The organism is Streptomyces sp. NPDC041108 (genome assembly GCF_055592645.1).
On sequence record NZ_JBVIYK010000001.1, the window covers coordinates 397,291 to 410,575 of the forward strand.

Below are 13,285 nucleotides of genomic sequence, written 5' to 3' on the forward strand. Positions count from 1 at the left end.
CCGGCACCGGGGCTCGGAGGCCGGCTCAGACGGGCGCCGCCAGCTCGCCCGTCCCCACCTCACCCGTCCCGAACTCCTCCTCGGGAGCCGGCACGGCCTCCCCGTACTGCTCCTGCGGCCAGCCCGGGCGGTAGATCGTGTCGAGGTAGCGCTCCCCGAGGTCCGGGGAGATCGCCACCGCCGTGATGTCGGGCGAGCCGTTGCGGGCCAGCCAGGCGCCCGCGCCGCTGACGACCGTGCCGGTGGAGCCCCCGAACAGGAACCCGCGCCGGGCCATGCCGTGACAGGCCCGGACGGTGTCGATCTCCTCCACCCGGACGACGTCGTCCACGTACGACGCGTCGAGCAGCGCCGGGGCCACGCTCGTGCCGAGCCCCGGGATCATCCGGCGGCCGGGCGCCCCGCCGAACGCCACCGAACCGACGCTGTCCACGGCGACGATCCGCACCCGGCGCCGCCGCTCCCAGAACCACTGGGCGCAGCCCATCAGCGTCCCGGAGGTGCCGACCCCCACGAACAGCACGTCCAGGCACGGGAACTGCCGGGCGACGGCGGGCGCGGTGGTGCGGTAGTGCGCCTGCCGGTTGGCCTCGTTGGTGTACTGGTCCAGCCACACGTACCCCGGGTCCGTGGCGCACAGCGCGCGGACGTACGAGATCCGCGCCCCCAGGAAACCGCCGTGCGGGTCCGGCTCGGAGATGACGTGGACCCGGCTGCCCAGCGCCTCGATCATGCGCCGGGTCTGCGGATTGCACCGGGAATCGGTCACGCACAGAAACCGGTAGCCCCGGCTCGCCGCGATCATGGCCAGCGCCACGCCCAGATTGCCGGACGACGACTCCACGAGCGTCGCGCCCGGCCCGAGACGCCCCTCCCGTTCGGCGGCCCGCACCATCTCGGACGCGGCCTTGAGTTTGATCGAGCCGGCGAAGTTGAACCCCTCGCACTTCAGGAAGAGCCGATGTCCGACGACCTGGCGCAGATCGACGTACAGCTCCTCCTCGTTGAAGTCCGTGGGAACGGATATGACTGGCACCGCTGCCCCCCTGGTCGTGCACTGTCGTACGCGCTGCGCCCGGCCCCTCAGCCGTGGCGGCGCAGCTCGTGGAAGAAGTCGTCCACGACCCGCAGTCCGCCGGAGCGGGCCACTTCCCCGTGGACATGGGCTCCGACCGCGAGGTCGAGGACCCCGAGGCCGAAGGGCGAGAAGACCACCGGACGGTCGGCCGGCACGGCCGCCCGGCCGGTGAGGACGTCGTGGAGCGTTCCGTCGAGGAAGTCCCGCGCGCCGGTGAGCCGTTCGGTCAGGTGCGGTGACGTGTCCGCCTTGAGGCAGTGCTCGACGTCGTCGACGAAGTTCGCCGACGCGAGCAGCACCTCGGGCGCGAGATCGCGCAGCGACACGTGCAGCACCAGCGGGTTGTGGTCGAACCACTTCGGTTCACGGACGTGCGGCCGGCCCGCGATCGTCGCGAACACCACCAGGTCGCTCGCCCGGATCACGTCCTCGGCGCCGTCGTACACGGTCACCCGACCCGTGGCGCCGGACCGCTCCAGGTACCCCCGGAACCCGGCCGCGCTGTCCGCGGACAGGTCGTGCACCCCCACCTCCTCGAACACGAAGTCCGTCGCCGCGAGGAACGTGTGGACGTACCGGGCGATCAGGCCGGTGCCGACGAAGCCGACCCGGACCGGGCGCGGCGCCCCCCGGCGCGCGCTCAGCCGGTCGGCCGCCAGCGCCGCCGAGGCCGCCGTCCTCGTCGCGCTGATGACCGAGGCCTCCAGACACGCGAACGGATAGCCGGTGGCATGGTCGTTGAGGATCAGCACGGCCGACGCGCGCGGCAGCCCGGACGCCGTGTTCTCCGGAAAGCTGGAGATCCACTTCAGCCCGTCCACCGGGCGCCTCCCGCCGAGCGAGGCGGGCAGCGCGATGATCCGCGAGGACGGACGGTCGGGGAAACGGAGGAAGTACGACGGCGGGTTGACCGTGTCGCCCGTGTCCCCGTCGCCGTGCAGGAGGTAGGCGGACTCGACCAGTTCGACGATCTCCCGCTCCCGGCCCCGCAGGGCCTGTTGCACCTGAGCACCGGAGATCACGGCGAAACCCGGAACCTCGGTCATACGCGACTCACCTCGTCCTTCGTCGGGAAACCGGCCGGCCGTACCGGATCGGCCAGGCCCACCAGCACCTCGCGGGGCCCCTCGAAGGGCTCACGGCCGTGGGCGCAGCGGATGTTGTCGACGAGGAGCAGGTCGCCCGGCAGCCACGCCCGCCGGACGGTGTGCGCCTCGTAGACCTCGTTGAGCGTCTCGACGACGTCGGCGTCGATCGGACGGCCGTCGCCGTAGCGGGTGTTGAAGGGCAGTCCGTCGGCCCCGTACACGTCCACCAGGTACGCGCGCACCTCGGCGTCCAGGGTCCACTCGCTGAGGAACGCGATCTGGTTGAACCAGCAGCGGCGCCCCGTCACCGGATGCCGGAGCACGGCGGGGCGTCGTTGGCGGGTGCGCAGCGACCCGTCGGGCCGCCAGTCGACGTCGATGGAGTGCGCCCGGCAGTAGGCATCGACCGCGGCCCTGTCGTCGGTGCCGAACGCCTCGGCGACCGACGCCCCGATCTCGCCGTTGTACGAGCGGGTGAGCAGCCAGCCGTCCCGCTCGAACCGCTCGGTCAACTCCGCGGGCAGCGCGTCCAGTACGGCCGCCGCGTCGGCGACCCCGGTCGCCCCGCCCCGCTCGGCGGCCTCCAGACAGGCGAAGAGCAGCAGGCCGGGGAACTCCAGGGCGTAGCTCGACTCGTGGTGCATGCACATCGGCTGGTTCGACGGCCAGGCCGTCGGCGCGTGCACGCCGTCCGCGTACGTCCGCCGGGGCGCGAACGCCTCCCGCTCGACCGTCAGCGTGTCGGTCAGGCCCCGGAAGACCCCGCCCGCCTCGGCGGCGTCCCGCAGTCCGAGTCCGCGCACCAGCAGCGAGCCGTGCTCGGCGACGGCGGCCCGCAGCGCCTTTCGCCGTCCGGCCGCCCACCGGGAGGCGGGTTCGCCGGGGGCGACGGTGAGGAGCGGCGGACTGTCGGTCGACAGCACGACGTCCGGCAGGGGCAGGGAGGCCGCGGTCGCCGGGGCGGTCGCCGTGTCCTCCCGGCGGCGCCCGGCCGTGCGGCGACGGCTCAGAAAGCTCATGACGGCCTCCCCGCGCCCCTCGCACCGGCCCTCGTGTCGATCAGCCCGGCCAGCCCGGACAGCACCGGATGCGCGGTCACGTCCCCGGGGGACACCGCCCGCCGCAGGGCGATCGCGAGCCTCACCGCCGACAGCGAGGTGCCGCCCCGGTCGAAGAAGTGGTCGTGCCGGCCGATCCGGGCCCGCGGCACACCGAGCACCTCGGCCCAGGCGTCGGCCAGCCGTTCCTCGGTCGCCGTCGCCGGCGGCTCACTCGCGTCCCCGTCCCCCGCGCCGAGTTCCTCCGCCAGCGTCGTCAGCGCCCGCCGGTCGGTCTTGCCGTTGGCGGTCAGCGGCAGGCTCTCCCGCCGGTGGAACACCGACGGCACCATGTACGCGGGCAGCGAGGCCGCCAGCCGGTCCCGCAGCTCCTCGACGGCCAGGGGCCGGCCCGAGTGGAAGGCGACCAGGTGCCCGCCCCCGGCGACCACCACCGCACCGTCCCGCACCCCCGCCACCCCGAGCAGCGCGTTCTCCACCTCGCCGATCTCGATACGGAAGCCGCGCACCTTGACCTGGGTGTCCCGGCGGCCCAGGAACTCCAGCTTCCCGTCGGGCCGCCAGCGCCCGTGGTCCCCGCTGCGGTAGAGCCGCTCGCCGGGCCGGTACGGGTCGGTGGTGAAGGCGTGCGCGGTGCGCTCGGGGTCGTTCACGTACCCCCGCCCGACACAGACCCCGGAGAAGACGATCTCGCCCGGCGCGCCCAGCGGCACGAGCGAGAGGCGCTCGTCGACGACGTACACGCGGACGTTGCGCACCGGACGGCCCAGGGGCACCCGGTTCCCCTCGGGAGCCCGGTCCATGACCTCGTGATTGGTGTCGTCCGAGGTCTCGGTCAGCCCGTAGGCGTTGACCAGGGGTATCCCCGGCTGGTGGGCGAACCAGCGTTCCACCAGCTCCTTCTTCAGCGCCTCCCCGGTCACCGACACCCGCCGCAGGTCCGGCAGCGCGCGGGGGTGCCGTTCCAGATGGGCGAGGACCGCTTCGAGGTACGACGGCACGACCTGGAGCACGTCGACCCGGCCGTCCGCGACACGGTCGACGAACCGCTCGACGTCCAGGATCGCCTCCTGCTCCACCAGGAGGGTCCGGCCGCCGGCCAGGGGTCCGGCCAGCAGCTGCCACAGGGAGATGTCGAAGCACTGGGGGGCGGTCTGCGCGACCGTGTCCCCCTCGCCGATGCCGAGGTCGTCGAGCTTGGCGTGCAGGTGGTTGAGCATCCCGGCGTGCTCGCACATCGCGCCCTTGGGCTCGCCCGTGGAACCGGAGGTGAAGTAGATGTACGCGAGCCGGTCCGGCCCGATCTGCAGGCCGAGGTCGGAGTCCTGGTGGGCCTCGTCGTAGGCGTCCTCCACCAGCAGCCGCCGCACCCCGGGCAGCGTCGCCAGCGCCCCGTCCAGCGTGGCCGTGCCGCCCCGTTCGGTGAGCACCAGCTCGCACCCGGCGCGGGCCAGTGCGGTGGCGATGCGCTCGGCGGGGAAGTGCGGTTCGACGGGCAGGTAGACGCCGCCCGCCTTGAACACCGCGAGGACGGCCGCCATCCAGTCGAGGTTCCGCTCGGTCACCACCGCGACGACCCCCTCGTGGCCGAGGCCCCGGGCCAGCAGGGCCCGACCGAGCTGGTTGGCGCGGGAGTTGAGTTCGCGGTACGTCCAGAGCCGTTCGCCGTGGACGGCCGCGACGGCGTCCGGGTGGGCCGCCACCCGCTGCTCGAACAGCTCGTGCACCCGGCGGTCGGGCAGGGCGCGGTGCGGTCCGGCCAGCCCGTCGAGCTGGAACCGGAGTTCGTCGTCCGACACCAGGCTCCGCCGCCCGTGCCCGGCGTCCGGTTCGGCGGCCGACAGGGTGAGGGCGGTCAGGTGGTACCCGGCGATCCGGGCCGCGGCGCCCTCGTCGAGCACATCGGTGCGGTAGCGCAGCCGCAGCGCCGGCCGGCCGTCGCGGTGGGCGGGCCCCACCCGCAGGAGCGCGTCCCCGCCGAGGCCGTCGTCGCCCCCGCCGGTGTCGAGCACCGTCTCGAACGGCGGCTCGGCGAGGCCCAGTTCGTGCCGCAGGGCGTCCACCGGATACCCGGCGTGCGTCCGCAGCTCCGCCGTGACCCGGTGGGCCCGCTCCAGCAGCGCGCGCCAGGTGTCGCCGGGTGCGACGGTGATCCGGCACGGCAGCAGACGGCCGTCCTCCAGCAGGCCGGTGGTGACCTCGCTCTCGCCCGACAGCGCGGCGAGCACCTTCGCATGGGCGGCCAGCAGCGCGGCCGTACCGTCCGTGGCGGTCGACCATCCTTCGGGCAGGGCGACTTCGAGGACGCCCGTGCCTTTCTCCGGGTGCGTGCTCCACCGCGGTATCACGGTCCGCCCGCCGGCGGTGAGCACCTCGTGCCAGTACGCGCGGGCAGCGTCGCCCGACTCCGACCGATCCATCGTTCTCCCCCGATTCACCGTGATCCGGTGTTCTCCGTCGCCGGGTTCCCGCCCCAGCGCGCGTGCGGTGGCACCTGCTCGCCCTTCATCAGGAAGGAGTCGGGCGCGAGCACCGCTCCCTCGCCCAGGACGACGCCGTAGTGGACGAACGCCCCGACCTCCAGCGTGGCGCCGGCGCCGATCGTGACGTGGTCGGACTTGAAGGTGCCGTCCTCCTGCGAATGCGCCTGGATCTTGCTCCCGGCGGCGAGGGTGCAGTCGTCCCCGACGGTCGTCAGCGTCCGTTCGGTGATGTACACCCCGTCGTCGAAGACCCGGCGCCCGATCCGCACCCCCAGCAGCCGCCAGACGAGAGGCTTGTACGGGGTGCCGTTGAACACCTCCAGGTGGGCGTCCGGCAGCTTCCACAGCCGCTCCTGCCGCCAGAAGACGGGGTCGTAGATGGAGCACAGCCGGGGCCGCAGCGGCCGGAAGCGGGTCAGGGACCGTTCCACCAGCGCGTGGAACAGGACGGTGAACACGAGCCCGGCCAGGGGCAGCGCGGCGAGCGCGAGCAGTCCCTGCGGCCCGTCCCCGTGCCCGTAGAGGTCGTAGGCCGCGAAGCCGAGGACGGTGAGCGCGCAGGTGTGCAGCCAGCGCAGGAACAGGAACAGCCCCATCGAGCGCAGGTTGAAGCGGTTCTTCGCGGCGAGCCTGCGGCCGAGTTCCGGTCCCTCGCGCAGATGGTCGAAGCGGCTGTCGCGCTCGACCGAGCGGGGGATCTCGAAGGGCGGCGAGCCGAGCAGCCCGACCCCTTCGCGGATCTCGCCGTCGAGCGGCACCAGCACCTTCGTGGCCAGCAGACAGTTCTCGCCGGTCCGCCCGCCCACCGGGTAGGCGATGGCGTTGCCCAGGAAGTTGTGCCCGCCGATCGCCGTGCGGGACACCCGGAAGGAGGTGCCGGAGTAGTCCGCGTTCATCACCGACAGACCGTCCGCGACCATCGTGCCGCTGCCGACCCGCACCAGGTACGGCGTCTCGTGCTGCACCGCGGTCCCGAAGTTGGAGCCGGTCTGCTCGACGCGGGAGAGGTCGTACCCGAGGGCCCTGAGGCAGGGGACGATGTAGGAGCTGTCGCCGCACAGCCACGTGAAGAATTTGCGGTTGGTCAGCCGGGCGATCGCGCGGTGCACCGAGTAGTGGAAGCCGTACAGCGGATAGGTGCGGTCCGGCCGCACCAGCGGGCGCAGCAGCCGCGGGACGAGGAACACGGCGACCGCTCCGAGGACGACGGAGCCGGCGAACAGCGCGAGCGACAGGGCCGTCGCCTCGGCGTAGAAGCGGGCCGAGGTGAGGTGCAGCGCCGCCGGGTCGAGCAGGGTCTCCAGCTCGGGTGCGGCGGTGAGCAGCAGATAGGCGCCGCCGAGGGTCAGCGGCACGTACAGCAGCAGTGCCTGGAGCAGGGCGGCCAGGCCGTATCCGGCCCGCCGGAGCGTGCCGCAGGGGAGTGGGGCGACCCGGATGTGGTCCACGTCCGTGCGCCGGGCCGGTGAGCCGTGCCAGCTCTGTCCGGCCGGGACCGACTCGCCGTCCCGCAGCGCGGAGGAGTGGCCGAGCTGGGCGCCGTCTCCCAGGGCGGTGCCGATGTCGAGGACGGTGTGCTCGCCGACGAAGACGTCCCGGCCGAGGGTGACGGGGCCGGTACGGATGTGCCCGGCGCGCGCCCGGTAGCAGAGGAAGGCGGAGTCCTTGCGGATCACCGTGCCCGCGCCGATCGTCAGCAGGTCGGTGCAGACCGGGAGGGTGCGGCTGAGGATGGTGACGCCCGGTCCGATGCGGGCTCCGAGGGCGCGCAGGTACAGCACGTACAGCGGGTTGCCGACGAACAGGATCATCGGGCTGGTGCGCAGCAGTGCCTTGACGGTCCAGAACCGCAGGTACGCCGGCCCCCAGACGGGGAACTCCACGGGCTTCCACCGTCCCACCAGCAGCCATTTGGCGGCGACCGGCAGGGTGCACAGGGCGAACAGGGCGAGCGCGCCGAAGACCGCCGAGCGCAGGTAGACCGTGACGAGTCCCGAGGCGTCCGCCACCCACTCGTACCCCTGTACGTATCCGGCGGTGCCGAGCAGGCAGTACCCGGCGAAGAGGAGCAACTGCAGGGCCCCGCACAGGGTGTAGCGCAGGGTGCTGCCCGGGGGCACGGGCCCGGTGGGCGGCGGTGGGGCGGCCGGCCTCGCCGGGGCGTTCGTCAGCGCGGCGGCGAGGCTGCGGACGGTGGGGTGACCGTAGACGTCCCGGATGGAAACCGACGGCAGGTCGGGGTGTTTCCTGACGCGGGCGCAGAAATGCGCCATTGTCAGCGAGTTGGCACCGAGGTCGTCGAAGAAGTGGCTTTCTGCGGGCACGTGTTCGACATGTGCGACGTCGGCCAGGAGTTCGGCCATAAGTCGTTCGATGGTGGTGTTCGATTTCTCCGCGTCCGGCTCGGCCCCCTGGACCTCGCCCGGTTGTTCCGCCACGGGTCGTGGCGCTGGCAGTGTCATTGAATTTCTCCGCGACAGGTATTGCGATGGAAGGCGCCCGGGGGTGAACGGGACGGCGCGCGGAATGACAGAAGGAGGGGGGAGTTGCGGAAAAGGAAAGCGGTGACGTGTGTGACGGAATCGATCTGGGCTGCTCGTGCCCTGGATGGACGGCCCGGTATGGGCTGTGCCGGCGCCTGCTCCGAACAGGCGCTGCGGAATGCAATCCGGATTCTTTCGGTACATTCGGGAACGGGTCAAGCGTGGCCGGGTGATTGACGCTTTCCCGCCCTTTCCCCGATCTCTTCGGAGATGTCGGACCCGAACTCACCCCGTGCTTCAGCGGGCAACTTTCCGCGAAAGGAAACGAATGTGCCTGATCGTTCATCTTTCGTTCTCGTCATGATTCGGCCAGCACGTGCATGACAGAAAAAGCGATCCGAAATCACCTTTGATTTCTTCTGGGTTTCCCATGGTTTGCTGTCTCGTCACGCGACCGGAGGGGACCGTGCGGCGCCCGCGGACCCTGTCGCGGCCCACGGCACCGGGAGGTGAGGGTGACACGCGCAGGCGGATACCTTTAGGGCGTGCAGTCAGCAAGTCAGTCACCCCCACCGTCGACGAGCCCCCATGGGCGTCTCCACCGCGCGCGTGCCCTCTACCGGGACGTGTCCAAGCGCAGGACCGCCTGGCTGCTCCTGAAGGACACCGTCAACTCCTGCATCGAGTACCGCATCCTGGGCCTGGCGGCCGAGGCTGCGTTCTTCACGCTGCTCTCCGTGCCGCCGCTGCTGCTCAGCATGATCGGCCTGCTCGGCTACGTCGACGACTGGACCGGCGCCGACACCATCGCCAGCCTGGAGCTGAACCTGCTGGAGGCCTCGCGGACCGTCCTGTCCGAGAAGGGCGTCGCGCAGATCGCGCAGCCGATCCTGGACGACGTGATGAAGGGCGGACGCCCCGACGTCATCTCCATAGGGTTCCTCTTCGCCCTGTGGTCCGGCTCCCGCGCGGTGAACGTCTTCATCGACACCATCACCGTCATGTACGGCCTCGACGGCGTCCGCGGCATCGTCAAGACCCGCCTCATGGCGTTCCTGCTCTTCCTCGTGGGCCTGCTGATCGGCTCGATCGCCCTGCCGCTGATGGTGGCCGGCCCCGACGCCGTCGTCCGGATCGTCCCGTGGTCCGCGACCGTCGTCCAGGTCCTCTACTGGCCCGTCGTGATCGTCCTGTCCATCGTCTTCCTGACGACGCTGTACCACGTGTCGGTGCCGGTCCGTTCTCCCTGGGTCGAGGACGTCCCCGGCGCCCTCGTCGCCCTCGGCATGTGGGTGCTGGGCAGCTTCCTGCTGCGCATCTACCTCACCAGCACGGTCGAGGGGGCGACGATCTACGGCTCCCTGGCCGCCGCCGTCGCCGTCCTGCTCTGGATCGGTGTGGGCGCCTTCGCCGTCCTCGTCGGCGCCGCCGTCAACGCCGCGATCGACCGCGTCTGGCCGGCCGCCGCCACGGCCGCCGCCCGCGCCGCCAACGAACGCCTCCGCGAGGAACAGGCCGCCGAGTACGTCGCCCGTGCCGCCGCCGCTCGCACCTACGACCCCGAGGACCCCGACATGCCCTCCGAGTTCCCGGAACGCTGGTCCCGCTTCCTCCCCCCGGAGGATGTGACGTCGAGACTGCGGCCACCCGTGAAGAAGGGGGAGGACTGACGGACGCCTCGCCCCGAAGGGCGGGCGGGCGCGGGCCGGCTCCCCGAGGCGTAGCCTCGTTCCCGTGTACGCGGAAAGGGCTTCCCGGCTGGACGGGGCCGTGGTGTGGACCGACGGCCCGAGCGGGCCGGGCGCGGGACGGGTCCTGCCCGACGGGTGCATGGACCTGCTCTGGCACGACGGGCGGCTGCTGGTCGCCGGCCCCGACACCCGGGCCTACGTCACCGGCGGGTCGCCCGGCGGCTGGGCGGGGCTCCGGTTCTTCCCCGGTCAGGCGCCCGTCTTCCTGGGGGTGCCCGCGCACGAACTGCGCGACCGGCGGGTGGCGCTGGCCGACCTGTGGTCGCCGGCGGACGTACGGCGGCTCACCGCGCGGGTGAACGCTGCTCCGGATCCCGCGAGCGGACTCGAAGAGGTCGTCCTGGAAAGGGCGGCCGAGGTGGGGCGGCCCGACCCGGTGCTGCGGCGGGTCGTCGCCGCCCTCGACGCGGGTCGGCCGGTCGCGGCGACCGCCGACGAACTCGGCCTCGGCGCCCGGCAGTTGCACCGCAGGTCGCTCGCCGCGTTCGGGTACGGCCCCAAGACCCTGGCCCGTGTGCTCCGGCTGCGCCGGGCACTCGCGCTCGCCCGGGACGGCATGCCCTTCGCCGAGACGGCGGCCCGCAGCGGGTACGCCGACCAGGCGCATCTCGCCCGTGACGTACGGGAGTTGGCGGGCCTGCCGCTCGGCGAACTGCTCGGCGGGCGGTAGCGGCCCCCGCCCGGGTGTCGGGTTACTCGGGGGCAGGGGCCGGCAGCGGTGCGAAGAGGTCGACGCCGTTGCCGTCGGGATCGAGGACGACCGCGTACCGCTGGCCCCACACCGCGTCCCACGGCGCGGTCTCGCCGCGGTACCCGGCGTCCACCAGCTCCGCGTACACCGCGTCGACCTCGGCCGGACCGTCGCACAGCAGGGCCGGCCCGACGCCGCCGCCCGCCCCCGGGCGGAACCCCGGACGGAAGGACCGGACGGTCTCCACGGTGTCGAGCAGCAGCCGCAGCCCGCCGGGCAGGCGGGCCTCGGCGTGCGGCAGGTGCTCGGCACCCTCCGGGAAGGCGAAGCCGAGGCGGCGGTAGAAGGCGACGGAGGCGGCCATGTCCGAGGCCACCACGCCGATCGCGTCGAGTCGTGGAGTCATGCGGCCACCGTAGGCGGACCGCCGCGGACCGGTCTTGAAGGAATCGGACACGGACCCCGCACCCGTCGCGGGGCCCGCCCGGGGCAGCGCAGTCCGCGTGCCGCGTCCGTCAGGACGTACCCCCGGGCTGCTGCGGGCCGAACGCCGTCATGAAACGGTCGCGGAACTTGTCCATCCGCCACACCGGAGTGTTGTCGGCGGGCTGGAGGCCGTCGGTCCAGCCCCAGTCGGCGACCTTCTTCAGTACCTCGGGGTCCTTGGCGACGATCGAGACCGGCACGTCGTGGCTGGGGTTGTCGCCGGTGACCGTCTTGTTGGGCTGATGGTCACCGAGGAAGACCAGCACGGTGTCCCGGGAGCCGTGCTTCGCGACGAAGTCGACGAGACTGCTCACCGAGTACTGGATCGACTTGCGGTACTCGTCCCGTACGGCCAGCGGATCCTTCCAGACCTCCGTGGGGTTCTTGCCCTCGGCCTTCTGCAGCGCGTGGTAGACCGACCCGTCGCCGACCCGGTCGTCGGGAATCGTGCTCGGGATGGGCGCCCAGGGGTTGTGGCTGGAGGTCAGGATGATCTCCGCCATCATCGGCTCACGGTCCTTCTTGCCGTGCTCCAGCTCCTCGAACGCCTTCAGTGTGTACTGGTCGGGCATGGTCGACCAGCTGAACTTCGGTCCCTTGTAGCCGAGCTGGTCCGAGTCGTAGATGTGGTCCAGGCCGAAGTACTTGCCCTCCGGCCACGCCTTCTGGGTGCCCGGCACGACACCGACCGTGCGCCAGGCGCCGGTGCGGCGGAACGCCTCGGTGAGGGTGAGCCGGTCACTGGCGACGAGGTTGGCGTAACGGGACTGGTTCTTGATCCACAGGCCGGACAGGAACGTGGAGTGCCCCAGCCAGCTGCCGGCGCCGGTGATGGGGGAGCGCAGCCAGCCGCTCTGCGACGCGTACCCGGCGTCCTTCAGCTCCTGCGTCTTCTGCGCGAGCGTCTGGCTGAGCGGCTCGCCCATCCGCGGGTCGTCGATCGCGGAGCGGCCGTAGCTCTCGATGAACGTGATCAGTACGTCCTTGCCGCGCAGTCCCGTCAGCAGCTGCTCGGGCGGCACGTCCGCGAAGGCGTCCACCGCGGACTGCTTGCGGAACGCCTCGCCGTCCTTCAGGCCGTCGCTCACCGACTCGATCCGGTTCTCCACGAGCGTCGCCGCGCTGTGCGAGGCGACCGGGACGTCGGACACCTCCAGCGTCAGCGTCGAACAGGTGATCCATGCGGTGCCCAGGACGAGCAGCGTACGGCTCGCCGTGTGCCGGTGGCGCACCATCAGCCGGCTGATCCGCACGACCGCCAGCGTCATCAGCACCGGCAACGCCAGCGCGAGGAGGATCACCCCGACCGTCGCGGCCTGCGCCGCCGCGCCGCCCAGCGAGTCCTTCATGAACGACTGCGCGTCGTCCAGGAGGATCCAGTCGAGCACCAGGTCGAACGGGCGGTCCAGGGTCCAGTACGACCCCATGTCCAGCACCTTGACGATCGTCAGCAGCCCGAGCAGCACGCCGACCACCACCACCGCCACGCGCCGCGCCTTCGCCGGCAGCACCAGCAGCAGCCCCGCCACGAGGATGCCCTCGGCCGGGATCCGCAGGAAACGTCCGAACTCGATGTCGGTGATGTCGTTCGGCACGAGCAACGCGAACATGACGAGCGCGACGGCCAGCCCGGTCACGGCCCAGGTGACGTACCGCGCGGCCCGGGGGTGCGCGGCCCGCCGGCCGGAGGGGGGCGCGGGGGTGGGTGCGGGTGCGGGTGCGGGTGACGGGTCCGACGACCGGGCCGGGCCCGATGACGGCTCCGGCTCCGGCTCCCGCTCCGGTTCCGCTTTCGGCTTCGGCGCTGGCTTCGACTCCGGCCCGGACTCCGACTCCGCCTTCGGTTCCGCCTCCGCCTCCGGTTCCGGTTTCGGTTCGGGCGAGGTTGCCGGCTCGGGATCGGGCTCGGACCTGGCATCAGGCTCGGCCTCGCTACTGGTTGCCGGCTCTGCCCCGGTGTCGGCCTCTGCCCCGGTACGAGCCTCCGCTTCCGCCTGCTTGCTCGCCGTCGCCGCCGTGTCCGGCGAAGCCTCTACGGACGTCGGCTCCGCAGGGGTGGCTTCGTCCGGGGTCCTGTCGTCGTCCGGTGCCGGTGTCGATCCCGGAAGCTGCGGCGAGCGTATGTGCGACAACCCGAAGGTCCTTCCCTGTGGAGCATGTGGAGCTC

The 13,285-nt window shown here is 72.1% G+C and carries 9 protein-coding genes; 2 read left to right on the forward strand and 7 right to left on the reverse strand.

The genetic code is table 11. The features are described 5' to 3' along the window. Positions 1 to 25: 25 nt before the first annotated feature. Genes sbnA through ACZ6BB_RS01680 form a run of 5 tightly spaced genes read right to left on the reverse strand, consistent with a single transcriptional unit; the run spans position 26 to position 8,169 of the window. Positions 26 to 1,036 (reverse strand): 2,3-diaminopropionate biosynthesis protein SbnA, encoded by a 1,011-nt coding sequence (sbnA, locus tag ACZ6BB_RS01660; RefSeq protein WP_471613327.1) that lies wholly within the window; start codon positions 1,034 to 1,036, stop codon positions 26 to 28. Positions 1,037 to 1,083: 47 nt separating this feature from the next. Further along, positions 1,084 to 2,124: a 2,3-diaminopropionate biosynthesis protein SbnB gene (gene sbnB / locus ACZ6BB_RS01665; RefSeq protein WP_471613328.1), complete on the reverse strand. Its 1,041-nt coding sequence runs from the start codon at positions 2,122 to 2,124 to the stop codon at positions 1,084 to 1,086. Further along, positions 2,121 to 3,185, reverse strand: a complete 1,065-nt coding sequence (locus ACZ6BB_RS01670) for a TauD/TfdA family dioxygenase (protein ID WP_471613329.1) — start codon at positions 3,183 to 3,185, stop codon at positions 2,121 to 2,123. The genes sbnB and ACZ6BB_RS01670 overlap by 4 nt, the downstream gene beginning before the upstream one ends. Further along, positions 3,182 to 5,644, reverse strand: coding sequence for a non-ribosomal peptide synthetase (locus tag ACZ6BB_RS01675; protein ID WP_471613330.1), 2,463 nt, complete (start codon positions 5,642 to 5,644; stop codon positions 3,182 to 3,184). The genes ACZ6BB_RS01670 and ACZ6BB_RS01675 overlap by 4 nt, the downstream gene beginning before the upstream one ends. Positions 5,645 to 5,658: 14 nt before the next feature. Further along, on the reverse strand, positions 5,659 to 8,169 hold the full coding sequence (locus ACZ6BB_RS01680) for a Pls/PosA family non-ribosomal peptide synthetase (protein WP_471613331.1): 2,511 nt from the start codon (positions 8,167 to 8,169) through the stop codon (positions 5,659 to 5,661). A gap of 566 nt (positions 8,170 to 8,735) precedes the next feature. Here ACZ6BB_RS01680 and ACZ6BB_RS01685 point away from each other — a divergent pair. Together ACZ6BB_RS01685 and ACZ6BB_RS01690 are read left to right on the forward strand one after the other, a co-directional pair. Then, the gene (locus ACZ6BB_RS01685; protein WP_471613332.1) at positions 8,736 to 9,860 is read left to right on the forward strand and encodes a YihY/virulence factor BrkB family protein; all 1,125 of its coding nucleotides are present in this window, start codon (positions 8,736 to 8,738) and stop codon (positions 9,858 to 9,860) included. 64 nt (positions 9,861 to 9,924) lie between these two features. After that, positions 9,925 to 10,611: a helix-turn-helix domain-containing protein gene (locus ACZ6BB_RS01690; RefSeq protein ID WP_471613333.1), complete on the forward strand. Its 687-nt coding sequence runs from the start codon at positions 9,925 to 9,927 to the stop codon at positions 10,609 to 10,611. A gap of 22 nt (positions 10,612 to 10,633) precedes the next feature. Here the strand turns inward: ACZ6BB_RS01690 and ACZ6BB_RS01695 are convergent, their stop codons facing one another. Together ACZ6BB_RS01695 and ACZ6BB_RS01700 are read right to left on the reverse strand one after the other, a co-directional pair. Then, the gene (locus ACZ6BB_RS01695; RefSeq protein WP_471613334.1) at positions 10,634 to 11,038 is read right to left on the reverse strand and encodes a VOC family protein; all 405 of its coding nucleotides are present in this window, start codon (positions 11,036 to 11,038) and stop codon (positions 10,634 to 10,636) included. A 109-nt stretch (positions 11,039 to 11,147) separates the two neighbouring features. Next, positions 11,148 to 13,250 carry a sulfatase gene (locus ACZ6BB_RS01700; RefSeq protein WP_471613335.1) on the reverse strand — a complete coding sequence of 701 codons (2,103 nt, stop codon included), beginning with the start codon at positions 13,248 to 13,250 and terminating at the stop codon, positions 11,148 to 11,150. Positions 13,251 to 13,285: the final 35 nt, after the last annotated feature.